At 62.8% G+C, this 21,367-nt stretch carries 24 protein-coding genes; 12 read left to right on the plus strand and 12 right to left on the minus strand.

The window, feature by feature from the left end; translation table 11 throughout:
* Nucleotides 1-9 precede the first annotated feature (9 nt).
* From PspCFBP13509_RS10030 to PspCFBP13509_RS10040, 3 genes are read right to left on the minus strand one after another with little or no spacing between them, the layout of a single operon-like run.
* Nucleotides 10-1,275 (minus strand): ABC transporter permease, encoded by a 1,266-nt coding sequence (locus tag PspCFBP13509_RS10030; RefSeq protein ID WP_027605183.1) that lies wholly within the window; start codon nucleotides 1,273-1,275, stop codon nucleotides 10-12.
* A 1-nt stretch (nucleotide 1,276) separates the two neighbouring features.
* Nucleotides 1,277-1,987, minus strand: coding sequence for an ABC transporter ATP-binding protein (locus tag PspCFBP13509_RS10035; protein ID WP_065925133.1), 711 nt, complete (start codon nucleotides 1,985-1,987; stop codon nucleotides 1,277-1,279).
* Between the two features lie 6 nt (nucleotides 1,988-1,993).
* Nucleotides 1,994-2,593, minus strand: coding sequence for a DUF2796 domain-containing protein (locus PspCFBP13509_RS10040; protein ID WP_137211979.1), 600 nt, complete (start codon nucleotides 2,591-2,593; stop codon nucleotides 1,994-1,996).
* 132 nt (nucleotides 2,594-2,725) lie between these two features.
* Between PspCFBP13509_RS10040 and PspCFBP13509_RS10045 the strand changes: the two genes are divergently transcribed.
* The gene (locus PspCFBP13509_RS10045; RefSeq protein ID WP_065946590.1) at nucleotides 2,726-3,073 is read left to right on the plus strand and encodes a hypothetical protein; all 348 of its coding nucleotides are present in this window, start codon (nucleotides 2,726-2,728) and stop codon (nucleotides 3,071-3,073) included.
* Here PspCFBP13509_RS10045 and trxA read toward each other — a convergent pair.
* From trxA to PspCFBP13509_RS10065, 4 genes are all read right to left on the minus strand, one after another.
* Nucleotides 3,070-3,942, minus strand: coding sequence for a thioredoxin (gene trxA, locus PspCFBP13509_RS10050; protein ID WP_065925136.1), 873 nt, complete (start codon nucleotides 3,940-3,942; stop codon nucleotides 3,070-3,072). The two genes, PspCFBP13509_RS10045 and trxA, sit on opposite strands and share 4 nt — an antisense overlap.
* Before the next feature lie 51 nt (nucleotides 3,943-3,993).
* The gene (locus PspCFBP13509_RS10055) at nucleotides 3,994-5,016 is read right to left on the minus strand and encodes an Abi family protein (RefSeq protein ID WP_137211980.1); all 1,023 of its coding nucleotides are present in this window, start codon (nucleotides 5,014-5,016) and stop codon (nucleotides 3,994-3,996) included.
* A 263-nt stretch (nucleotides 5,017-5,279) separates the two neighbouring features.
* Entirely contained in the window at nucleotides 5,280-5,933 is a 654-nt protein-coding gene (locus PspCFBP13509_RS10060; protein ID WP_065924910.1) for a class I SAM-dependent methyltransferase, read from the minus strand.
* On the minus strand, nucleotides 5,930-6,385 hold the full coding sequence (locus PspCFBP13509_RS10065; protein ID WP_027605189.1) for a YbaY family lipoprotein: 456 nt from the start codon (nucleotides 6,383-6,385) through the stop codon (nucleotides 5,930-5,932). The genes PspCFBP13509_RS10060 and PspCFBP13509_RS10065 overlap by 4 nt, the downstream gene beginning before the upstream one ends.
* Nucleotides 6,386-6,525: 140 nt before the next feature.
* Here PspCFBP13509_RS10065 and nrdR point away from each other — a divergent pair, with 140 nt between their 5' ends.
* The 11 genes from nrdR (at nucleotide 6,526) to PspCFBP13509_RS10120 (ending at nucleotide 14,733) form a co-directional block, all read left to right on the plus strand.
* Nucleotides 6,526-6,996, plus strand: coding sequence for a transcriptional regulator NrdR (gene nrdR, locus PspCFBP13509_RS10070; RefSeq protein WP_027605190.1), 471 nt, complete (start codon nucleotides 6,526-6,528; stop codon nucleotides 6,994-6,996).
* On the plus strand, nucleotides 6,993-8,129 hold the full coding sequence (ribD, locus tag PspCFBP13509_RS10075) for a bifunctional diaminohydroxyphosphoribosylaminopyrimidine deaminase/5-amino-6-(5-phosphoribosylamino)uracil reductase RibD (RefSeq protein ID WP_065924909.1): 1,137 nt from the start codon (nucleotides 6,993-6,995) through the stop codon (nucleotides 8,127-8,129). The genes nrdR and ribD overlap by 4 nt, the downstream gene beginning before the upstream one ends.
* A gap of 47 nt (nucleotides 8,130-8,176) precedes the next feature.
* Nucleotides 8,177-8,839 (plus strand): riboflavin synthase, encoded by a 663-nt coding sequence (locus tag PspCFBP13509_RS10080; RefSeq protein WP_065946586.1) that lies wholly within the window; start codon nucleotides 8,177-8,179, stop codon nucleotides 8,837-8,839.
* Nucleotides 8,840-8,854: 15 nt separating this feature from the next.
* A complete protein-coding gene (ribBA, locus tag PspCFBP13509_RS10085) occupies nucleotides 8,855-9,946 on the plus strand; it encodes a bifunctional 3,4-dihydroxy-2-butanone-4-phosphate synthase/GTP cyclohydrolase II (RefSeq protein WP_065924907.1) in 1,092 nt (363 codons plus the stop codon).
* Nucleotides 9,947-10,034: 88 nt separating this feature from the next.
* Entirely contained in the window at nucleotides 10,035-10,511 is a 477-nt protein-coding gene (gene ribH / locus PspCFBP13509_RS10090; protein WP_003176356.1) for a 6,7-dimethyl-8-ribityllumazine synthase, read from the plus strand.
* Nucleotides 10,508-11,008 (plus strand): transcription antitermination factor NusB, encoded by a 501-nt coding sequence (gene nusB, locus PspCFBP13509_RS10095; protein ID WP_027605194.1) that lies wholly within the window; start codon nucleotides 10,508-10,510, stop codon nucleotides 11,006-11,008. The genes ribH and nusB overlap by 4 nt, the downstream gene beginning before the upstream one ends.
* A gap of 18 nt (nucleotides 11,009-11,026) precedes the next feature.
* Nucleotides 11,027-11,992: a thiamine-phosphate kinase gene (gene thiL / locus PspCFBP13509_RS10100; RefSeq protein ID WP_065924906.1), complete on the plus strand. Its 966-nt coding sequence runs from the start codon at nucleotides 11,027-11,029 to the stop codon at nucleotides 11,990-11,992.
* Between the two features lie 64 nt (nucleotides 11,993-12,056).
* The gene (locus PspCFBP13509_RS10105; protein ID WP_065924911.1) at nucleotides 12,057-12,785 is read left to right on the plus strand and encodes a substrate-binding periplasmic protein; all 729 of its coding nucleotides are present in this window, start codon (nucleotides 12,057-12,059) and stop codon (nucleotides 12,783-12,785) included.
* A gap of 129 nt (nucleotides 12,786-12,914) precedes the next feature.
* On the plus strand, nucleotides 12,915-13,532 hold the full coding sequence (ribA, locus tag PspCFBP13509_RS10110; RefSeq protein ID WP_065924905.1) for a GTP cyclohydrolase II: 618 nt from the start codon (nucleotides 12,915-12,917) through the stop codon (nucleotides 13,530-13,532).
* The gene (locus tag PspCFBP13509_RS10115; protein ID WP_065924904.1) at nucleotides 13,529-13,948 is read left to right on the plus strand and encodes an MFS transporter; all 420 of its coding nucleotides are present in this window, start codon (nucleotides 13,529-13,531) and stop codon (nucleotides 13,946-13,948) included. Before ribA ends, PspCFBP13509_RS10115 begins: the two co-directional genes overlap by 4 nt.
* Complete coding sequence (locus tag PspCFBP13509_RS10120; protein WP_065924903.1) at nucleotides 13,945-14,733, plus strand: cobalamin-binding protein; 789 nt, start codon at nucleotides 13,945-13,947, stop codon at nucleotides 14,731-14,733. The genes PspCFBP13509_RS10115 and PspCFBP13509_RS10120 overlap by 4 nt, the downstream gene beginning before the upstream one ends.
* Before the next feature lie 18 nt (nucleotides 14,734-14,751).
* On the opposite strand, the gene PspCFBP13509_RS10125 is transcribed toward PspCFBP13509_RS10120, so the two are convergent.
* The 5 genes from PspCFBP13509_RS10125 to PspCFBP13509_RS10145 form a co-directional block, all read right to left on the minus strand.
* Nucleotides 14,752-16,641: a TonB-dependent receptor domain-containing protein gene (locus tag PspCFBP13509_RS10125; protein ID WP_065924902.1), complete on the minus strand. Its 1,890-nt coding sequence runs from the start codon at nucleotides 16,639-16,641 to the stop codon at nucleotides 14,752-14,754.
* 94 nt (nucleotides 16,642-16,735) lie between these two features.
* Nucleotides 16,736-18,634: a 1-deoxy-D-xylulose-5-phosphate synthase gene (dxs, locus tag PspCFBP13509_RS10130; RefSeq protein WP_065924901.1), complete on the minus strand. Its 1,899-nt coding sequence runs from the start codon at nucleotides 18,632-18,634 to the stop codon at nucleotides 16,736-16,738.
* 110 nt (nucleotides 18,635-18,744) lie between these two features.
* Complete coding sequence (gene ispA / locus PspCFBP13509_RS10135; protein WP_065924900.1) at nucleotides 18,745-19,632, minus strand: (2E,6E)-farnesyl diphosphate synthase; 888 nt, start codon at nucleotides 19,630-19,632, stop codon at nucleotides 18,745-18,747.
* Nucleotides 19,629-19,871, minus strand: a complete 243-nt coding sequence (locus PspCFBP13509_RS10140; protein ID WP_003176346.1) for an exodeoxyribonuclease VII small subunit — start codon at nucleotides 19,869-19,871, stop codon at nucleotides 19,629-19,631. Before PspCFBP13509_RS10140 ends, ispA begins: the two co-directional genes overlap by 4 nt.
* A gap of 74 nt (nucleotides 19,872-19,945) precedes the next feature.
* Nucleotides 19,946-21,085 (minus strand): Fic family protein, encoded by a 1,140-nt coding sequence (locus tag PspCFBP13509_RS10145; protein ID WP_065924899.1) that lies wholly within the window; start codon nucleotides 21,083-21,085, stop codon nucleotides 19,946-19,948.
* Nucleotides 21,086-21,367 lie beyond the last annotated feature (282 nt).

Below are 21,367 nucleotides of genomic sequence, written 5' to 3' on the forward strand. Positions count from 1 at the left end.
AAGCCTTCCTCATAAACGTATGGACAGCCCATCGGCCAGGGATTGTCGGTAGGCGCGCCAGGCGGGCACGCTGCCCATCAATAGCGCTGCCGCCAGGATACCGGCGAGCAGGGTCCATTCATATTCGCTGGGCCACGACATCGGCAGGTCGAGGCCGTAATTGGCCTGCAAATACCCGCGCGATGCGGCGATGCACACATACAGCAAGCCCACGCCTGCGATCACGCCGGACAGGGCCAGGGCGAAGGCTTCGAAAATCAGCAAGGTTGCGATATGCCACGGCCGCGCGCCCACCGAGCGCAGGATCGCCATTTCGCGGCGGCGTTCGTTGAGGCTGGTGAGGATCGCCGTGAGCATGCCGATCAAACCGGTCAACACCACGAACAGCGAGATCACGAACAAGGCTTTTTCGGCGGTGCCCATCATGCTCCACAGCTCTTGCAGCGCCACGCCGGGCAGGATCGCCAGCATCGGTTCGCCACGGAATTCGTTGATCTCCCGCTGCAGGGCGAAGGTGGAAATCTTGTTGTTCAGGCCGAGCATAAAGGCCGTGATGGCTTGCGGGGTGAGGTCCATGTTGCGCGCCTGGTCGGCGCTGATGCGGCCTTTGCCCTGGGCCGGTACGCCGTTGTGCCAATCGATATGGATCGCCTCCATACCGCCGAGGCTGATATGCAGCGTGCGGTCCACCGGCGTGCCGGTGCGCTTGAGAATACCGACCACGGTGAACGGTTTGTCATCGTGTTTTACCAGGCTGACCACCGCCACGCCGTGGGCCAGCACCAGCTTGTCACCGAGCTTGTAGTGCAGGGCATCGGCGACTTCGGCGCCGAGTACTACTTCGAACGGGTCGGTGGCGAAGGCGCGGCCGCTGGCCAGTTCCAGGTTTTGCTTGCGCCCGTACTGGTAGTGCTCGAAGTAGGATTCGTTGGTGCCCATGACGCGGTAGCCACGATGGGAGTCGCCGAGAGAAATCGGGATCGCCCATTTCACCTGGGGGCTGGCGGCGAAGTGCTCGTAGCTGTCCCACCGAATGTTGTTGGTGGCGTTGCCGATGCGGAACACCGAGTACAGCAGCAGGTTGACCGAACCGGAGCGGGCGCCGACGATCAGGTCGGTGCCGCTGATGGTGCTGGCGAAACTGTTGCGCGCCTCAACGCGCACGCGTTCCACCGCCAGCAGCAGGCACACCGACAAGGCGATGGCGAAGGCGGTGAGGATCGCGGTAAAGCGGCGGTTAGCCAGGCTGGCCATGGCTAGACGAAACAGATACATCTCAAACCTCTGCGGGCGTGGCGGCGCGATTGAGTTCGGCCAGCGACAGGTTACGGTCGAACAGCGGCGCCAGGCTCTGGTCATGGCTGACAAACAACAGGCTGGCGCCGGCTTCGCGGCATTCGGCGAACAGCAGTCGAATGAAGGCTTCGCGGGCGTCGTAGTCCAGGGCCGAGGTGGGCTCGTCGGCGATCACCAACTCCGGTTGGCCGATCAGCGCACGGGCGGCGGCCACCCGTTGCTGTTGGCCGATGGACAGCGAGTCGGCGCGGCGCTCCAGCAAGTCCTTATCCTTCAGGCCCAGGTGCGCCAGCAATGTGGCGGCGGCTGTGTCGACACTGCCGTGGCGCAGCTTTGCCCGTTGCGCGCGCAGCTTGGAAAAGTGACAGGGCAGCTCGACGTTCTCGCGCACCGACAGGAACGGCAGCAGGTTGAACTGCTGGAAGATATAGCCGGTGTGGTCAACGCGAAAGCGGTCCCGGGCGCCGGCCGAAAGTTCGGTCAGCTCCTGGCCGAGCAGGCGGATACTGCCCAGGCTGGGCTTCTGCACACCGCCGAGCAGGCCGAGCAAGGTGGTTTTGCCACTGCCGCTCGGCCCCTTGAGAAACAGGGTTTCCCCCGCTTCCAGGCGGAACGCGGGGATGTCCAGCAACTGTGGGTGACCGGGCCAGTTAAAGCCCAGGTCAGACAGTTCGATCAATGGGTGGGTCATGGGCACTCAGAACTTCAGGGTGGCTGCTGTGGCCGTCGCTTCAACACCTTGCTGGCCGCTCGGGCCGATCAGTTGTACCTGAATTTTCTGGGTGGCGGGGAAGGTCTTGAACACCTGGGTCAGGTCCAGGTTGCCCAGGGCGGTCGGCGTGGCGCAGGTGAATTGGTAGTGGGCGTGGATTTCACTGTGATCGTGATGATGCTCGTGGGCGCCGTCTTTGGCGTCGTGGTCATCATCGTCGTCGTGGTCGGCTTCAGGTTTGTCGCCGAACAGCGGGCTGTTGAGTTCCTGGGAGCTGATCACGCAACCCGCGGCCTTGGGCAGGTTGAACAGGGCCAGTGGGTTCTCCAGCTGTTTGCGGGCGGCGGCGACCTTGGCTTTGTCGGCTGCGCTGGTGGCGAGGTGTTCGAAGCCCACCAGGTTCATCGCCGGGCTGTCCAGTTCAAGCTCCAGGGCCTGGCCGTCGAGTACCGCGTTAAGGCGGCCTACGCCATGCTCGTGGGCGCCGAGGCTGCCGTGTTCGTGATCGTGGTCATGCTCGTCAGCGGCGTGAGCGATGGCGAGTGGCAACAGGGCAAACGGCAAAGCAAGCAACAGACGGCGCATGGGAAAGCTCCAGGAGATGAAAGTTTTGTTATGTGATCTTATAACAATAGTGCCGAGAGTTTGACCGCCCGCTTGGCGTTGCGCAAGCCGCATGGGAGCATGCTCGTCAGAAAAAATGCAGGAGTAAGGACGATGTTGCGAATTCGTGGAACCATCGGCGACCTGCCAGTGGACTTGACCCTGGAGCTGGACGACGGCGATTGGGCACGACTCGGCGCGCAGCTGCAGGCGACGCCAGTGGCAAGCGCGACCGCCGCGCCGGCAGCGCCGGTCAAGCCGAACGATGATCTGTGGCAGAACGCCCAGGACCTGTTGCGCAACGCCGGGCAACTCAGCGGCCTGGAACTGCTTGATCGACTGGAAGGTTTGGCGGGGGATGCCGCGGCGGGCAAGCGCCTGTTGGTGCGCCTGCGCCATAGCGCCAAGGTCAAGGTGGCCAGCGGCGGGGATACGCCGCTGTACAGTTGGATCGGCGATTAGTACAGCGCGGCGAACAACTTGCGGCGGTACACGGTCACCAGCGGGTGATCATTGCCCAACAGCTCGAACACCTGCAGCAAGGTCTTGTGCGGCAGGCCTTCGCTGTAGCTGCGGTTGCGGATAAACAGCTTGAGCAAGCCTTCCAGCGCCGCGTCGTACTGCTGGCGCGCCAGCTGCTGGATGGCCAGTTGATAGGCGGCTTCGTCGTCCTGCGGGTTTTGCGCCAGGCGGCTTTTCAGCTCGGCGGTGTCCGGCAGGTCGGCGGCCTGGCGCAGGAAGGTGATTTGCGCCTTGGCGCCGGCGAGGGCGGCTTTGTGGTCATCGCTCTTCACTGCATCGAGCACGGTTTGGGCTTCACCCAACTCACCGCGTTCGGCCAGGCAGCGCGCGTATAGAATCAACGCGGCAGCGTTGGTGTTGTCTTCACCCAGCAGCGCCACCAGCACGGCCTCGGCGTCGCTGATGCGGCCATCGGTAAACAGCGCCTGGGCCTGCTCCAGTGGGTCAGCCGCCGCCGGTGGTGGCATCTTCACGTGAGGCTCCAGCAGCGCCCGCACCGCCGACTCCGGCTGCGCCCCGGCAAACCCATCCACCGGCTGGCCATCCTTGAACAGCACCACCGTCGGCAGGCTTTGAATGCCAAAGCGCGCGACGATGTCCTGCTCGGCCTCGCAATCGACCTTGGCGAGCAGCAACTCGCCCTGATAACTCTGGGCAATCTGCGCCAGCATCGGCATCAACGCCTTGCACGGCGCGCACCACTCGGCCCAGAAATCCACGAGCACGGGTTTTTCGAAGGAGTTCTGGATCACGGCCTGGTCGAAATTGGCGCTGGTGACGTCGAAGATGTACGGCGTGGGCTCACTCATGGGGCGTCTCGAATAAAGCGGGAATGGGGCAACTATAAGGGCTGGCGAAGGCTACCGGAAGCAGCGGGGTGTTCTGTTTCCAAGCGCATGCCAAAAAGGGTCCTGATACCAATCGAGAGGGAAGCCCATCGCTTTCAGGCTAACTTCCGGAAATTCGTAAATAAGGCGATGCAGGCGTTGATCCCAGTGACTGTGGGGGCTCACCTGATGCATCAAGTGATTCAGAATGCAGAGTGCTGCAAAAATGCGGGTGTGTGGCCCTGGCTGAAAGAGCTGTCCCGGCCATAAGAAGTTGGCTTTCCTTGGCAGTACGGGACGAATGCCTAACTCTCGGTTCCACAGTCGTGAATGATGGGCGCACATGTTTCGAATGGTGGTCAGGGTGTGCAGCCAGGACTGCATGAGGGGGGCCGCAAGTCCCAGGCGCTTGGCAATGGCCTTTTTATCCGCGTCTTTCGCCAAGCCCTTATATAAGTGGGATAAATCACCCAGCGTCAGTTCCTCCAACATGGCCCAGCCTGGCATAAGAGGTGGGTGGACGTAGGTTGCTGGGTAGTAACGGGCGTAGCTTTCTTTAGCTCTTTGGCGTTTAAGGAGGCGTTTTCTCATGTCGTCCGCGCGCAATCGATCGATGCTCTCGCATTCGCGCTGGAAGTGACGCATGGCTGTGGATTGTTTGAGGGACAGCGTCGTAAGCAGCCGCTGATGATCGAACATCTGATGGAACATCTGCGAGTTTATATACCAGTGACTGCCATGGGCGGGCCCCATGTGGTTGCTGATGGCCGAGCGCGATGCTATTTCGACTCTCTCGATGGCATCCATGGTCAGCAAGCGAAGCTGTCGGTCGAAGTCGTAGAGACGAGTTAACTGTTCAAACTGGCTACCGTCACGAAAACGATGGTTGACATCCTCCGGCTGCTGAAACGGCCGCATATAGGGGGTGAGCCGAAAGAAGCTGACCGATTGCAAAAAAGACGCGGCGCCAACCTCGTCCTGAACATTCAATCCGCGGTGCTTGAGCAGCTCAAGCTGGGCAGGAACGTCAATGGCGGGTTTGCTGAATGTCCTCATACCCAAAAAATACCGGGCATAAAAAACCCGCACAATTTGTGCTTGGCTACTGACGCAACCAGAGGCATGGCGGGTGTATTGCCGCAAAGATTAGTGAGCTGCCCGTTTTTTTGCAAGCGGGTTGCGTGGTCAGCAATGAGTGAAACTGTTTGGAAAAGCATGCAGGTCGATTGTCCAAGCCGCGTGCGAAAGGAGGGCATTTTCCATGCGCCTCTTTTCGTTGTCTTAACCAATCTATTGCTGAACATTTGTAAGGTGCAGCTTTAACGCCGCGAATGGTACAGGCTCACCTTGCGAAACTCCCAAGGCTCGGCCAGGTCCGGCAACGTCAGTGCATCGAGTATCTCCAGCCGCCGATAAGCCGGGTGCTGGAAGTCCCGCACGCGCGAGTCCGCCACCAGCGCTTCGCGGCCTCGGCTGAGGAAGTGGTCGAGCAACGGCAGGTTGGCGCGGTCGTAGAGCACGTCGGCGACCAGGATCAGGTCGAAGCGGTCGGCTTCGGCGAAAAAGTCCGGCGAGTAACTCAGTTCCACACCGTTGAGTTCGGCATTCGCCCGGCAGGACGCTAACGCCAGCGGATCCAGGTCGCAGGCCACCACTTCCAGCGCGCCGGCTTTAACCGCCGCAATCCCGGCCACACCGGAGCCCGCGCCGAAATCCAGCACGCGCTTACCTTTCACCCATTGCGGGTTCGCCGCCAGATACCGCGCCAGCGCCAAGCCGCTGGCCCAGCAAAAACTCCAGTAGGGCGGTTCATGCAGGATGCGCCGGGTTTCCTCGGGGCTGAAGGCGCGGTCCATGTTGTCCGCATCCAGCAGCCACAATGAAAGCGTGGTATCCGGCAGCGGGCAGGGCAGCAGTTGGGCGTCGCCGATCAGCGCGCTCAGGGCGCGCTGCAAGTCCAGCGGCGGCGTCATGGTGCCTTGACGAGTTCCAGGGGGCCGGTGGTCTGGGTGATCGCCTGGGTGATGCGTACGGCAGGCAGGTGCAGGATCAACTGGCCGGATTGGCTGGCACGGCCACGCAATTCAACCCGCGCACCGGCTGGGAACGCCTCGGGGTTGTAGCGCAGGCGGAAGGCCAGGGGCTTGCCATTGCCGGTCAAGACGCTGCTCGCCAACAGTTGTTGCGGGCGCGAACGGTCATCGATCACCAGCAGCGCCATCTCGACTTCGGCGCCGGCCGGCACGTTGGTGAGGCTGCCGCTGATTTCGCGTTGATAGGCGGGCAGGGGACCGAGGTCTTCAATGCCGGGGACTTTTTTCTCTTGTGCGGGCGTCGGTTGAGGGGCGGCCGGCTTGGGGGCTTCGCTGCTGCAGGCGACCAGGACACTGAACACGGTGAGCAAAACAAGTGGTCGTAACTGCATGTACGGCTCCAGAAAAGGACAAAATCCGTGGCTTGAAATATAAGAAACATATAGGCCTGCCTATATACCGTAAAGGCTATAGCTTGTCTTGCCACAGGGATGCGCTACCATGGCCCTCCCTTTTTTTGTTGCCTGCCACCATGCACTGTCCCTTCTGCGGTGCCAACGACACCAAGGTCATTGACTCGCGTCTGGTCGCCGAGGGCGATCAAGTGCGTCGCCGGCGCGAATGCCTGGCCTCTGGCTGCGGTGAACGTTTCACCACCTTCGAAACCGCCGAACTGGTATTGCCGCGCCTGATCAAGTCCGACGGCAGCCGCCAGCCTTTCGACGAAGAAAAACTGCGCGCCGGTATGCAGCGCGCCCTGGAAAAACGCCCGGTGAGTGTCGAGCGGCTGGAGGCGGCGCTGGCGCATATCAAGCACAAGCTGCGCGCCACCGGCGAACGCGAGGTCAAGAGCCTGGTGGTGGGAGAGCTGGTGATGGGCGAGCTGCAAAAGCTCGACGAAGTCGCCTATATCCGTTTCGCCTCGGTGTATCGACGCTTCCAGGACCTCAACGAGTTCCGCGAAGAGATCGACCGCCTGGCCCGTGAGCCGGTCAAAGAATGAACCCACTTTCTGCTGAACAGGCTGTGCTGGACGCCCATTACATGGCCCGCGCCCTCGAACTGGCGCGCAACGGCCTGTACACCACCCACCCCAACCCGCGTGTGGGCTGCGTGATTGTCCGCGCTGGGCAGATTGTCGGCGAAGGCTGGCATGTGCGCACCGGCGAGCCCCATGCGGAAGTGCATGCCTTGCGGGCTGCCGGTGACAAGGCGCGCGGCGCCACGGCGTACGTAACCCTCGAGCCCTGCAGCCACTACGGCCACACCCCGCCGTGCGCCGATGCGCTGGTGAGTGCCGGGCTGGCGCGGGTGGTCGCAGCGATGCAGGACCCCAACCCGGAAGTCGCCGGGCGCGGCATGCAGCGCCTGGCCCAGGCCGGGATCGTGGTGCGCAGCGGCGTGCTGGAAGGTGAAGCCAGGGCCCTGAATAAGGGCTTCCTCAAGCGTATGGAGCATGGCCTGCCGTTTGTGCGGGTCAAGCTGGCGATGAGTTTGGACGGCCGCACTGCCATGGCCAGCGGCGAAAGCCAATGGATCACCGGCCCCGCCGCCCGCGCCGCCGTGCAGCGCCTGCGTGCCGAGGCCAGCGTGGTGCTGACCGGTGCCGACACCGTATTGGCCGACGGCGCACGCCTGACCGTACGCGCCGCCGAACTCGGCCTGGACGACGCCACCACGGCCCTGGCCATGTCGCGCCCGCCGCTGCGTGTGCTGATCGACGGCCGTTTGCGCGTGCCGCTCAACGCACCGTTCTTTAAAGCCGGCCCGGCGCTGGTCATCACCTGTGTCACTGCGGAAAACCAGTTCCCCCGTGGCCCCGAGTGCCTGGTGGTGCCGGGCGTGGACGGCCAGGTCGACCTGCGCTCGGCGCTGGTGGCGCTGGCCGCCCGTGGCGTCAACGACGTACTGGTGGAAGCCGGCCCAAGCCTGGCGGGCGCGTTTGCCCAGCAGGGCCTGGTGGACGAATACGTGATTTTCGTCGCCGGCAAGTTCCTCGGCTCCGCTGCCCGGCCTTTGCTGGACTGGCCACTTGAGAAGCTGGCCGACGCTCCCCAACTCAAGATCACTGAAATGCGCGCTGTAGGCGACGACTGGCGAGTCACTGCCATCCCTGTGCCAGCAGCGAGCGTATAATTCTGACCGGGCGCTCAAGTGCCCGCACCGTTTTCCAGGAGAAGGCCATGTTCACCGGCATTATCGAATCCATCGGCAGCATCCGCGCCATGACCCCCAAGGGCGGCGACGTGCGCCTGCTGGTTGAAACCGGCAAGCTCGACCTCGGCGACGTCAAGCTGGGCGACAGCATCGCCGTCAGCGGCGTGTGCCTGACCGTCGTCGAACTGCCGGGCAACGGCTTTGCCGCCGACGTCAGCCGGGAAACCCTGGACTGCACCGCGATGAACGACCTCAAGGCCGGCAGCCCGGTCAACCTGGAAAAAGCCCTGACCCCGACCACCCGCCTGGGCGGCCACCTGGTCAGTGGCCACGTCGACGGCGTCGGCGAAGTGGTGGCCCGCAGCGAAAATGCGCGTGCCGTGGAATTCCGCATCCGCGCGCCCAAAGAGCTGGCCAAGTACATTGCCCACAAAGGTTCGATCACCGTCGACGGCACCAGCCTGACCGTGAACGCCGTGAATGGCGCCGAATTCGAACTGACCATCATTCCCCACACCCTGAGCGAGACCATCATGGCGTCGTACCAGCCTGGTCGCCGGGTGAACCTGGAAGTCGACTTGCTTGCCCGTTACCTGGAGCGCCTGCTTATGGGCGATAAGGCCGCAGAGCCTGCCGCCGGTAACATCACTGAAAGTTTTCTGGCCGCTAACGGCTACCTGAAATCCTGACCAAGGGGGTGCCCTGTGGCGCTCAATAGCATCGAAGAACTGGTTGAAGACATCCGCCAAGGCAAGATGGTCATCCTGATGGATGACGAAGACCGCGAAAACGAAGGCGATATCATCATGGCCGCCGAGGCCTGCAAGCCTGAGCACATCAACTTCATGGCCAAGCACGCCCGTGGGTTGATCTGCATGCCCATGAGCCGCGAGCGCTGCGAGCTGCTCAAGCTGCCGTTGATGGCGCCGCGCAATGGTTCAGGGTTTGGTACCAAGTTCACCGTATCGATTGAAGCGACCACCGGCGTCACCACCGGCATTTCCGCCGCCGATCGTGCCCGTACCGTGCAAGCCGCTGCCGCCAAGGACGCCAAGGCCGAAGACATCGTCAGCCCCGGCCACATCTTCCCGTTGATGGCTCAACCGGGCGGCACCCTCGCTCGCGCCGGCCACACCGAAGCCGCCTGCGACCTGGCGCGCATGGCCGGTTTCGAGCCCTGCGGCGTGATCTGCGAAGTGATGAACGACGACGGCACCATGGCCCGCCGCGCCGAACTCGAAGCCTTTGCCGCCGAACACAACATCAAGGTCGGCACCATTGCCGACCTGATTCACTACCGGATGATCCACGAACGTACCGTTCAGCGGATTGCCGAGCAGCCACTGGACAGCGAACTGGGCCAATTCAATTTGGTGACCTACCGTGATTCGGTGGAAGGCGACGTGCACATGGCCCTGACCCTGGGCAGCATCTGCGCCGACGAGCCGACCCTGGTGCGCGTGCACAACATGGACCCGTTGCGCGACCTGCTGATGGTCAAGCAACCGGGCCGCTGGAGCCTGCGCGCCGCCATGGCTGCGGTGTCCGAGGCCGGCAGCGGTGTGGTGCTGCTGCTGGGTAACCCGGTGGATGGCGACGTGTTGCTCGCACATATTCGCGAAACCGCCGAGCAGACCCAGGTGAAAACGCCGACCACCTACAGCATCGTCGGCGCCGGTTCGCAGATCCTGCGTGACCTCGGTGTGCGCAAAATGCGCCTGATGAGCGCACCGATGAAATTTAATGCGATATCCGGATTCGATCTGGAAGTTGTAGAATACGTGCCCTCCGAATAAAGGCCGGCGCTTTTTGCCCCTTGTTCGCGGTTAAATCATCACTGAGGGACGCACTTTTCGCGTCCCGGCTCTTTAAGAGATTTGTCGAATGACCCTGAAGACCATCGAAGGTACCTTCATCGCCCCCAAAGGCCGCTATGCCCTGGTGGTTGGCCGCTTCAACAGCTTCGTGGTTGAAAGCCTGGTAAGCGGTGCCGTGGATGCCCTGGTTCGCCACGGTGTGAGCGAGAGCGACATCACTATCATCCGCGCCCCTGGCGCCTTCGAAATTCCACTGGTTGCGCAAAAAGTTGCTCAGCAGGGTGAATACGCGGCGATCATCGCCCTGGGCGCGGTCATTCGTGGCGGTACTCCGCACTTCGAATACGTGGCCGGCGAATGCACCAAGGGCCTGGCCCAGGTGTCCATGGAGTTCGGCGTGCCAGTCGCTTTCGGCGTACTGACCGTGGACTCCATCGAGCAAGCCATCGAGCGTTCCGGCACCAAGGCCGGCAACAAAGGCGCTGAAGCTGCCCTGTCCGCCCTGGAAATGGTCAGCCTGCTGTCGCAGTTGGAGGCCAAGTGATTTCCGACGAGAGCGATTGCTTCAACCCACGCGACGAGCGCCCAGCGGACGCCGGCAAGCCGTCGAAAAGCGAAAAGCGCCGTGCTGCCCGCCAGCTCGCCACCCAGGCGCTGTACCAGCGTCACATGGCTGGTACCTCGCTGAACGAGATCGAAGCGCAGTTTCGCGTCGATAACGACTTCACGTTTGCCGACCAGAGCTACTTCCACGACATCCTGCACGGCGTTCCGGCCAACCTGGCCGAGATCGATGCGGCATTGACGCCGTGCCTGGACCTGACCCTCGAAGAACTGGACCCGGTTGAACTGGCTGTACTGCGCCTGTCCACCTGGGAGCTGCTCAAGCGCGTCGACGTGCCGTACCGCGTGGTGATCAACGAAGGCATCGAACTGGCGAAAGTCTACGGTTCGACCGACGGTCACAAGTTCGTCAACGGCGTGCTCGACAAGCTGGCCCCGCGCCTGCGTGAAGCCGAAGTGAAGGCGTACAAGCGCTAACCTGCGCTTGAGTCCTGAATGGGCGAGTTCGAGCTGATCCACCAGTACTTCGCCGCCGCGCCGTGCGCACAGGGCGGCGAGGGCATTGCCCTGGGGATCGGCGACGACTGTGCCCTGCTGGCGCTCCCCGCCGGGGAGCAACTGGCAATTTCCACCGATACCTTAGTGGCCGGCGTGCACTTTGCCGACCCCTGCGACCCGTTCCTGCTCGGCCAGCGCTCGCTGGCCGTGGCGGTCAGCGACCTGGCCGCCATGGGCGCCCACCCCCTCGCGTTTACCCTCGCACTCACTACGCCGACCGTCGATGCCGATTGGCTGCAACGCTATGCCCAGGGGTTGAACGCCATGGCGCAAAACTGCGGTGTGGGCCTGGTGGGCGGCGACACCACGCGCGGTCCGCTGAGCCTGACCCTGACCGTGTTTGGTCGTGTCCCGGCCGGTCAAGCGTTGACCCGCAGCGGCGCACAGCCGGGCGACCTCTTGTGTGTCGGCGGCGAGTTGGGTAATGCCGCCGGTGCCTTGCCGCTGGTATTGAGGCAGCGCAGCGCCGATGCCGCGATTGCCGACCCGCTGCTGGCCCATTACTGGTCGCCACAACCGCAGTTGGCCTTGGGCTTGGCTCTACGGGGCAAGGCCACATCGGCGATGGATATTTCTGACGGTCTTCTGGCCGATTGCGGGCATATCGCCAAGGCCTCGGCTGTCAGCCTGTTGATCGAGCGCCAGAAGCTGCCGCTGTCCCACGCGTTGCTGGCGTTTGTCGGTGATGACGAGGCGCGGGTCGCCGCATTGAGCGGCGGCGATGACTACGTGCTGGTGTTCACCCTGCCGCCCGTCGAGTTGGCGCCGTTGCTGGCTGACGGTTGGCCGGTGCATGTTATCGGCCAGGTCCAGGCGGGGCAGGGCGTAACGCTGCTTGACGCTCTCGGGCAAGACATCACCCCGGCCATCCGGGGCTATCAACATTTTTGCCCGGCACCTTGAATCGCGTGCTGCGCTACGCTCTATTACGTCGTTCTGGATGCTGGATTTGCAGGAGATCATCGCCATGGATGTACGCCGCTGGCTGCTGATGCTGCTGTGTGCCCTTCCGGCATGGTCCCAGGCGCAGGAGGTGCCGGTGGTGCCCGGCAAGGTCATGCTGGCCAGCGAGGCCTGGGACGACTACACCAATGCCGACGGCAGCGGCCTGGCCTGGGATGTGTTGCGGCACGTCTTCGAACCGGTCGGGATCACCCTGCAAACCCGCATTGAGCCCTATACCCGCTCGGTCGGCCTGGCCCAGCGCGGTGAAGTGGATGGCTGGGTCGGTTCCTACCGCGATGAAGTCAAGGGTGTGCTCTACCCGCACTGGAACTTCGATTCCGACCCCATCTACGCCCTTGGGCTGGCGACCTCGCCGATACCGAGCGCCGCGACGCTGGGGGATTATCGCCTGGCCTGGGTGCGGGGCTACAAGTACGAGGCGTATTTGCCCCATGTGCGCCGTTTCAATCAGATCCAGCGGCGCGATGGTATCTTGCCGATGCTGCAGCACGGTCGTGTCGACTTCTACATTGATGCGCTCACCGAAGCCCGATACATCCTCAGTCAGGCGGATGTCCCGTCCCAGTTCCGACTTACCCACATCATTGACCTGCCGCTCTACGTGGGTTTTGCCGATACCGAGCGTGGGCGGGCATTACGCACCGTGTTTGACCAGCGCATGGCGGTCCTGGTGAACAGCGGCGAGCTGAAGCCGATTTTCCTGCGCTGGAAACTGCCTTATCCGTTCTGACCTGCATAGAACCGGGACGAAGGCCAATCAAACCGATTGATCTTTATCAGCGATAATTCAGCTTAAGCGTCTGTAGGAACCTGCTGTTACAATGCCCGCCTCTGTGAAATCTGAAATCAGGAGCACACGGTGCCCGTCGTTTTCGTCGCTGCTTCCAAGCTGCCTACCCCTTTTGCCACGTTCACCATGAGCGGCTTTCTCGAAGAAGCCACCGGGCGCGAGCACGTTGTGCTCAGCCTCGGCGATATCGCCGATGGCGCACCGGTTCTCGGTCGCGTGCACTCCGAGTGCCTGACCGGCGATGCGCTGTTCAGCCAGCGCTGTGACTGCGGCTCGCAACTTGAAGCGGCGATGCGCGCCATCGCCCGTGAAGGCCGTGGGGTGCTGTTGTACTTGCGTCAGGAAGGCCGTGGCATTGGCCTGCTGAACAAGATTCGCGCCTACGAGCTGCAAGACGGCGGCGCCGATACCGTCGAGGCCAACGAGCGCCTGGGCTTCGCCGCCGACCAGCGTGACTACGCGATCTGCCTGCCGATGCTGGAGCACCTGGGCGTGAAGTCCCTGCGCCTGATGACCAACAACCCGCGCAAGGTCAAAGCCTTGACCGAGATGGGCATCACCGTGGCCGAGCGCGTACCGCTGCACACCGGGCACAACCCGCACAACAAGCTCTACCTGGCGACCAAGGCCAGCAAGCTCGACCACATGATGGGCAACGAGCATCAAGGCGAGGTCGACCGCGCGTGACCCGTGGCCAGGTGAAACGGCGACTGTCCTTCAACTGGTGGCAGTACCTGGCCCTGGCGCTGCTCCCGCTGTTCGTGATCAACCTGCTGTTTGGCCAGGCCGAGCCCTTGTTGCCGGTGCTGGCCATGCCGTTCTTCATCGCCGGCGTGGCGTCGATGTTTCTCAGCCTGCGCTACTTCAACGGCTATAAACACGCCCTGATCGCCACCTCCAAAGCCCTCGATACCGCTGAAGAACCGGCTGCCTGGATCACCCTGGCGGCCCGTCGGCGCACGGCCTTGATGGTGGCGGCCGTGCCGGCGTGGGTGGGCGCACTGGCGGTGTTCGTCGGCCTGGAGGCGGTGCCGCTTTTCCTGTTGGCGCTGTCGACGACGGTGCTGTTTTACCTCTACCGCATCCCGCGTCAGTTGGGATGATGCGCCGCTGGCTGGCGATTCTGCTGCTGGCATTCAGTGCCCAGGGCCTGGCGGTCGAACGGGTCGTGAGCCTGGCGCCCTCCCTGTCTGAAATCGTGGTTGAGCTGGGTGCTACCGACCTGCTGGTGGGCGTGCTCGATGGCGGTGAGCGGCCAGCGGCGCTGGCGAACGTGCCGTCGGTTGGGCGTTATGGGCAGTTGGACATGGAGCGCCTGCTGAGCCTCAAGCCCGACCTGATCCTGCTCTGGCCCGGCAGCGTCGGCCCCGCCCAGCGCGAGCAACTGCAGCGCCTGAATATCCCGGTGTATGTCGCCGAACCCCATAGCCTTGAACAAATGACCACCCAGGTCCAGGCCATCGCCGAGCAATTGGGCCGTGCCGACGCCGGCCGGCAATTGGCCGCGCACCTGCGCCAGCGCCTGGCGCAGTTGCGTCAGCGTTATCAGCGGGCCGAACCGTTGCGGGTGTTCTACCAGGTGTGGAACCAGCCGCTGTACACCGTGGGCGGCGGCCAGATCATCAGCGACGCGCTGAGCGTGTGCGGTGCGCGCAATGTGTTTGACGACCTGAAGCTGCCCGCGCCGCAGGTCAGCATCGAGTCGGTATTGCAGCGCAATCCCGAGATGATCCTGGTGGGCGATCAGGCTCAGAGGGAAGCCTGGAAGATCTGGCCAGCGATGGCGGCGCGGGTGCGGCTGGTTCCGGATAAAGGCCTGGAACGGCCCAGCGGGCAGATGCTGGAAGCGCTGGCGCGGCTGTGTCAGGTGATCGCTCCGAGCCGTTGAGACCAGTCCGGGCGACAATCAGATTTCAGGTGTCCAGGTCACGCCAAACATCCACGTCCGGCCTTCTTCACGGTAATCGTGATTGTTGACGAATGCCGGATCGTTGTAGCTGTAGCGCGCCCGCGCATAAGACTTGTCCAGCAGGTTGTCGACCTTCAGCGACAGCCCCACTTCCCGCGTCACCGCCCAACTGCCGCGCAGCCCGAGCAACCCATAGCCGCCCAGGCGCTGGGTGTTGGCTTCATCGTCATAGCTGTGGCTGATCGCCTGCCAACTGGCGCCCACGCCCACCTGGTCGAATTGCCGGTCCAGGTCCAGGCTCAACGTACGCCGCGCCCGGCGGGCCAGGGTGTGGCCACTGTCGCGGTCGCGCGGGTCGATGATCGACAGTCCGAGGTTGCCTTGCCAGCCGAACAGGTCCTGCTTGAGCGCCGCCTCAACACCGTTGAGGCGTGCCGACGCCACATTCTGCGGCTTGCCGGTTTGGTCGAGAATGATCGCATCGCTCAAATCGGTGCGGTACAGGGACGCTTCCAGGCGCGTGCTGTCACTCAACTGGCTGCGCCACTGCAGTTCGTAGCTCTTTGATGTTTCGGGCTGCAGGTGGGGGTTGCTGTACTTCGTGTCCGGATAATAGAGGTCGTTGAAGGTCGGCGCGCGGAAGCCTTCGCTGTAGCTCAGCAGCACGTCATTGTCGGGGTTGACCGGCAAGGTCAGGATGCCGCTCCAGCTGTTCTGCCCGCCGAACTGCTGGTTCTGGTCGTGACGCAGGCCCAGTTCGGTGGAAAACCACGCGCTGTGAAAGCGATGCTGCATAAAGGCGGCGCGGTTCCAGCGGCTGTTTTCGGTAAAGGTGGTGGAGCCGTGGAAGCGGTCTTCGTACCAGTCGCCGCCGAGGATCAGGCTGTTCTGCTCATCCAGCCTCAGGTCGTTCTGCCAGTTGACCGAATCACGGTAGGTGTTGAATACGCTGAAATCCTCGCTGAGGGTGTCGCGCTTGGTGTCGCGGTTCTCGCTGTGGCCCAGCTCCAGGCGCGATTGCCAGTGCTCATTGAGCGTGGCGTCGACATAGCCGCTGGCGCTGCTCACGGCGTAGTCGGTGTAGGGTTTCTGGCTAACGGTTTGCCCGGTGGCGGCGTCGTAGCGGCCGAAGCTGTTGTCGTACTCCGATTTGCCGCGGTTATCCAACAGATTGAAGCCCACCTCCAGTTCATCGCTGAAGGAGTGGCTGAGGTTCAGGCTCACGGACTGGTTGCGATAAGCATCATGGTCACCGTCGCTGGGGAACGACTGGCGGGTTGAGTTGATGCCGGCAGTGTCATCCAGGCTCGCGCCCAGGTTGAAGCGCGTCTGTTTGTCACCGCCCGAAAGGCCAAGGCTGCGCTCCCAGGTGTTGTGGCTGCCGAACCCGAGTTTCACGCGCGGTTGCACGCCTTGCTCGGCATTGCGCCGGGTGAATACCTGGATCACGCCGCCAATCGCGTCGCTGCCGTAGATCACCGAGCGCGAGCCGCGCAGCACTTCCACCCGCTCAATCTGGTCGACGTTGAGGTATTGCAGGCCGCTGTCGCCGGAGGTGGTGTTGGCGATGCGCTGGCCGTCTACCAGCACCAGGCTTTGGGCGGACTTGGTGCCCCGCAGGTAGATGCCCGGCAAATTGCCACGGCCGCCGGAGGGTGCGACTTGTACACCGGGCACACGGCTGAGCAGGTCGGTGAGGCTGGTGGGTTGCAGGCGGTCGATGTCGTCGCGGGTGAACACGGTGTTGGCGGCGCTGCTGTCGTTGCGTGCCTGGACCTGGCGGTTGGCGCTGATGACGACGTCGGGGAGTTTCAGGGCGTTGTCGCGGGTGTCGGAGAGCAATTCAGGGGAGGGCAGAAGCAGCAGGGCAAGGTACAGGTGTTTCATGGGCTGTCCATAGCGCTTGAGGATGGCACCAATCAAATGTGGGAGGGGGCAAGTCGAATCGTCGCACCGCCCCTCCCACATTGGGTCCCGGTTTCTACTGGGCCAGCAGCGCCAGGCGCTCGCGCACCGAAGCCTCGATCCCTGCTTCATCCAGCCCGCACTCAGCCAGCATCTGCGCCGGCTTGGCATGTTCGACGTAGGTATCCGGCAAGCCCAGGTGCAGCACCGACCTGAGGATGTTTTCCCGCGCCAGGAACTCACTGACCGCCGCACCGGCACCGCCCATGATGGCGTTCTCCTCGACGGTCACCAGCAGCTCATGACTGCCGGCGATGTCGCGCACCAGGGCTTCATCCAGCGGCTTGACGAAGCGCATGTCGACCACGGTGGCGTCGATCTTCTCGGCCACCTTGAGCGCTTCGGCCAATTGCACGCCAAACACCAGGAACGCGGTCCTGCTGCCCTGGCGACGCACAATGCCCTTGCCGATTTCGATCGGCTCCAGGTCCTTCTCGATCAGCGCGTTGGGGCCGTTGCCCCGTGGGTAACGCACGGCGGCCGGGCCGTTATACAGGTGGCCGGTGCTGAGCATCTTGCGCAGTTCGTTTTCGTCGCTCGGCGTCATCACCAGCATGCCGGGGATGCAGCGCAAGTAGGACAGGTCGAAGCTGCCCGCGTGAGTCGGGCCGTCTTCGCCGACTAGACCGGCGCGGTCGATGGCAAACAGCACGTCGAGGTTCTGCACGGCGACGTCATGCACCAACTGGTCATAACCCCGCTGCAGGAACGTTGAGTAGATTGCCACCACCGGCTTGGCGCCTTCGCAGGCCATACCGGCCGCGAACGTGACAGCGTGCTGCTCGGCAATGGCCACGTCGAAATAGCGCAGCGGGAAACGCTCGCTGAACGCCACCAGGTCGGAGCCTTCCTTCATCGCCGGGGTAATGCCCACCAGGCGTGGGTCGACGGCGGCCATGTCACACAACCATTCGCCGAACACACCGGAGTACTTCGGCCCGCTGGCTTTTTTCGGCGCAGCGGCGGGGGCGTCCAGGGGTTCCAGCTTGGTGATCGCGTGGTAGCCGATCGGGTCGACTTCCGCCGGGGCGAAGCCTTTGCCTTTCTTGGTGACGATGTGCAGGAACTGCGGGCCCTTGAGGTCGCGCATGTTGCGCAGTGTGGCAATCAGGGTCGGCAGGTCATGGCCGTCGATGGGGCCGATGTAGTTCCAGCCCAGCTCTTCGAACAGCGTGCCGGGGACCAGCATGCCCTTGGCATATTCTTCGGTACGCCGGGCAATTTCCCAGGCGCCGGGCAGACGCGAGAGCACCTTCTTGCTGCCTTCGCGCATGCTGGCATAGGTGCGGCTGGAGAGAATCTTGGCCAGGTAATTGGACAGGCCACCGACATTGCGCGAGATCGACATGTCGTTGTCGTTGAGGATCACCAGCATGTTGGCGTTCACTTCCGGCGCATGGTTCAGCGCTTCGAAGGCCATGCCGGCAGTCAGCGCGCCATCACCGATCACGGCGATTGCCTTGCGGTCGCTGCCTTGCAGCCGGGCGGCAATCGCCATGCCCAGCGCTGCGCTGATCGAGGTGCTGGAGTGGCCGACGCCAAAGGTGTCGTACTCGCTTTCGGCGCGGCGCGGGAAGGCGGCAACGCCGTCCTTCTGGCGCAGCGTGCCCATGCGCTCGCGGCGGCCCGTGAGGATCTTGTGCGGATACGCCTGATGGCCCACGTCCCACACCAGCCGGTCATCCGGGGTGTCGAACACGTAGTGCAACGCGATGGTCAGCTCGATGACGCCCAGGCCGGCACCGAAATGCCCACCGGTCTGGCCGACCGTGTAGAGCAATTCCAGGCGCAACTCATCGGCCAGGGTTTCCAGCTCGGCTTCACCCAGACGACGCAGGCCGTCCGGCGTGGCAGCACGGTCGAGCAGGGGCGTGGACGGGCGCTTGCGGGGAATCTCTTGAAACGTCGTGGGCATCAGGCGAATCGTTATAGGTATAGAAGAGGCGGCAGTTTACCTCAAGCATCGCAAACTGCCCACGCAGAGCGCCGAACTTGGCCGATATGCGGTTGCAATGGCCGCCGTAATCAGTGGCGGCGTTCGACGATATACCGCGCCAGGTCACGCAGTGGCTCGGCCGCCGCGTCGAAAGGTCGCAGGGCGTCCAGCGCCTGGTCGCGTAGTTCCACGGCGTAGGCCTTGGCGGCTTGCAGCCCGAGCAGCGCAGGATAAGTCGGTTTGTCCCGTGCGATATCGGCGCCCTGGCGTTTGCCCAGGGTGGCGGTATCGCTTTCCACGTCGAGAATGTCGTCCTGCACCTGAAACGCCAGGCCAATGGCCCGGGAATAGGTCTGCAGCGCCGCCAATTGCGTGGCTTCGGCATGTCCGCTGGCCAGCGCGCCCAAGTGCACGGCGGCTTCGATCAGTGCGCCGGTCTTGTGGCGGTGCATGTGCTCAAGGGCTTTTTGATCCAGCTTGACGCTGACTGAACCCATGTCGATCGCCTGCCCGCCCACCATGCCCGCAGGGCCGGCAGCCAGGGCCAGTGCGGTGACCATGCGCAGGCGGATCTCGGCGTTGACGCTGCTCAGGCGTGGGTCCAGCAACGCGCTGAACGCCAGGCTCTGCAAGCCATCACCGGCGAGGATCGCATAGGCTTCATCAAAGGCTTTATGGGTGGTGGGCTGGCCGCGACGCAGATCGTCATCGTCCATCGCCGGCAAATCGTCGTGTACCAGGGAATAGGCGTGAATCAGCTCGACCGCACAGGCGGCACCGTTGGCCTGTTCGGCCGGCGCGCCCAGCGCTTCACAGGCCGCATACGCCAGCAACGGGCGCACGCGCTTGCCGCCATTCATCACGCTGTAGCGCATGGCTTCATACAGACGCTTCATTTCCGGGCTTGGCGCAACAAACAAGGGCTCCAGCGCCGCATTCACCCGGGCTTGGCTACTGGCCTGATACGCGTCGATCATTCCGGCTGTTCCGCGTCGAAAGGTTCTTCGGCCAACTCTCCGTCACGCTCCAGCAATACCTGGACCTTCTGCTCCGCCTGCGCCAACGCGCTCTGGCAGTCACGGGTCAGGCCGATGCCTTGCTCAAACGCCGTCAGCGAGTCCTCCAGCGACAACTCGCCGTTCTCCAGACGCTCGACCAATGTTTGCAGGTCGGCGAGGGATTGTTCGAAATCGAGTGCAACTTTTTTGCGGGCCATGGCGGCTATTCCGGTAGACGGTAAACCGGCGCGACACTAGCAGACATGGGGATTCTGGGCAAATGAGTGGGGCGTCACTCGCCCCCTGTATTGACCTGATAACGCGTGCTGCGGCCGCCTCCGGGGAGACGGACCAGGCAGTTTTTTTCCAGCAGGTCCGCCAGGTGTCGCGTCGCTGTCGCCTTGGAGACCTTGGCCACCGCCTGGTACTGCGCCGCGCTGATGCCGTGTTCGAAGCCCTTCTCACCACCGTCGAGCAGTCGATTGAGGACCTTGATCTGTTCAGCCGACAAAGGGAGGTCGCGGTGTTGCTGCCAGAACCGACTCTTTTCCAGCACCCGGTCAATCCGCCCCATGGCCTGCTGCACGCTGCGTAACAGGGTTTTAAGGAACCACTCCAGCCAGGCAGTGATATCCAGGGAGGCCTTCTGGCTGGATTCCAGCGCGTTGTAGTAGCCGGTGCGGTCTTCGAGGATGCTGGCTGACATGGCATAGAAACGGATGGCCTGGTGTTCACCCTGGGCCAGTGCCAAATCGGTGATAGCGCGTGTCAGGCGACCATTGCCGTCATCGAAGGGGTGCAGTGTGACAAACCAGAAGTGCGCGACGCCGGCGCGTACCAATGGGTCCAGTTCCGGCTGATCGCGGCTGGTTTCGAACCACTCCAGGAAATCCGCCAGTGCCTGCTCCAGTCCCAGACGTGGCGGGGCCTCGAAATGCACGGTCGGCCGATCAAGCCGGCCCGACACCACTTGCATCGGCTCATCTCCCCTCAAGGATCCAATATTGAGCGCTCGAGCGGCATAGCCCGCTTCCGGGGCCGGGAACAATAAGTGATGCCAGTTCAATAGGCGGGCGAGGGTAAACGGCTGGGTGAATTGTTGAGTGGCATCCATCATCAACTCGGCGAGGCCTTCGCTGCGGCGGCTTACCTGACCGTCTTCCATCGCTTCCAGGCCCATCCGCCTTGCCAGGGACGAGCGCACCGAGCCGACATTCAACTGCTCACCCTCAATCGCCGAGGACGTCAGGATATTTTGCAGCAGCGCATCCAGTTCATTCTGTGCGCTGACTGCCTGGCTGACGGAGCCGAGCATGCCCAACAACTTGCCCTGGGCTTGTCCGCACTCGCGCAGCAAAGCCGCGAGGCGACCGGGTTGCCAGTGGAAGTGAGGCCAGTCGGCGCGTTGCCAGATCCAGTGCGGATGAGCCATAGTGGGATGCCTGGGGTGCGTGAGCCGAATAAAGAGGTTATTCGGCTCATTTTGTGAGCCGATTGTGCTGCGGATTTGGCTCAGGGTCTAGTCTGGTGATCGGTGTTTTCTGTAGTTTTTGTGATGTGAAATTTTGACTTATGCCCCTAGACCATATGGCTATCAGCAACCATTAGAAGATTACCTATCTGGCATCTAACAGTGGAAGCGTGGTCATTTGTCGTTAGAATATCAAAGGCAATATTTTGGGGTCTCAGCCCGTAATTAGCTCGTTATCAAAAT

Origin of the sequence: Pseudomonas sp. CFBP13509 (genome assembly GCF_005233485.1) — a bacterium.
GTDB classification, from domain to species: Bacteria; Pseudomonadota; Gammaproteobacteria; order Pseudomonadales; family Pseudomonadaceae; genus Aquipseudomonas; species Aquipseudomonas marginalis.

What these genes read in the sequence shown, in the direction of transcription:
- PspCFBP13509_RS10030 (WP_027605183.1), bottom strand. Translation starts at nt 1,275, where the DNA reads ATGTATCTGTTTCGTCTAGCCATGGCCAGCCTGGCTAACCGCCGCTTT.
- PspCFBP13509_RS10035 (WP_065925133.1), bottom strand. Translation starts at nt 1,987, where the DNA reads ATGACCCACCCATTGATCGAACTGTCTGACCTGGGCTTTAACTGGCCC.
- PspCFBP13509_RS10040 (WP_137211979.1), bottom strand. Translation starts at nt 2,593, where the DNA reads ATGCGCCGTCTGTTGCTTGCTTTGCCGTTTGCCCTGTTGCCACTCGCC.
- PspCFBP13509_RS10045 (WP_065946590.1), top strand. Translation starts at nt 2,726, where the DNA reads ATGTTGCGAATTCGTGGAACCATCGGCGACCTGCCAGTGGACTTGACC.
- trxA (WP_065925136.1), bottom strand. Translation starts at nt 3,942, where the DNA reads ATGAGTGAGCCCACGCCGTACATCTTCGACGTCACCAGCGCCAATTTC.
- PspCFBP13509_RS10055 (WP_137211980.1), bottom strand. Translation starts at nt 5,016, where the DNA reads ATGAGGACATTCAGCAAACCCGCCATTGACGTTCCTGCCCAGCTTGAG.
- PspCFBP13509_RS10060 (WP_065924910.1), bottom strand. Translation starts at nt 5,933, where the DNA reads ATGACGCCGCCGCTGGACTTGCAGCGCGCCCTGAGCGCGCTGATCGGC.
- PspCFBP13509_RS10065 (WP_027605189.1), bottom strand. Translation starts at nt 6,385, where the DNA reads ATGCAGTTACGACCACTTGTTTTGCTCACCGTGTTCAGTGTCCTGGTC.
- nrdR (WP_027605190.1), top strand. Translation starts at nt 6,526, where the DNA reads ATGCACTGTCCCTTCTGCGGTGCCAACGACACCAAGGTCATTGACTCG.
- ribD (WP_065924909.1), top strand. Translation starts at nt 6,993, where the DNA reads ATGAACCCACTTTCTGCTGAACAGGCTGTGCTGGACGCCCATTACATG.
- PspCFBP13509_RS10080 (WP_065946586.1), top strand. Translation starts at nt 8,177, where the DNA reads ATGTTCACCGGCATTATCGAATCCATCGGCAGCATCCGCGCCATGACC.
- ribH (WP_003176356.1), top strand. Translation starts at nt 10,035, where the DNA reads ATGACCCTGAAGACCATCGAAGGTACCTTCATCGCCCCCAAAGGCCGC.
- thiL (WP_065924906.1), top strand. Translation starts at nt 11,027, where the DNA reads ATGGGCGAGTTCGAGCTGATCCACCAGTACTTCGCCGCCGCGCCGTGC.
- PspCFBP13509_RS10105 (WP_065924911.1), top strand. Translation starts at nt 12,057, where the DNA reads ATGGATGTACGCCGCTGGCTGCTGATGCTGCTGTGTGCCCTTCCGGCA.
- PspCFBP13509_RS10120 (WP_065924903.1), top strand. Translation starts at nt 13,945, where the DNA reads ATGATGCGCCGCTGGCTGGCGATTCTGCTGCTGGCATTCAGTGCCCAG.
- PspCFBP13509_RS10125 (WP_065924902.1), bottom strand. Translation starts at nt 16,641, where the DNA reads ATGAAACACCTGTACCTTGCCCTGCTGCTTCTGCCCTCCCCTGAATTG.
- dxs (WP_065924901.1), bottom strand. Translation starts at nt 18,634, where the DNA reads ATGCCCACGACGTTTCAAGAGATTCCCCGCAAGCGCCCGTCCACGCCC.
- ispA (WP_065924900.1), bottom strand. Translation starts at nt 19,632, where the DNA reads ATGATCGACGCGTATCAGGCCAGTAGCCAAGCCCGGGTGAATGCGGCG.
- PspCFBP13509_RS10140 (WP_003176346.1), bottom strand. Translation starts at nt 19,871, where the DNA reads ATGGCCCGCAAAAAAGTTGCACTCGATTTCGAACAATCCCTCGCCGAC.
- PspCFBP13509_RS10145 (WP_065924899.1), bottom strand. Translation starts at nt 21,085, where the DNA reads ATGGCTCATCCGCACTGGATCTGGCAACGCGCCGACTGGCCTCACTTC.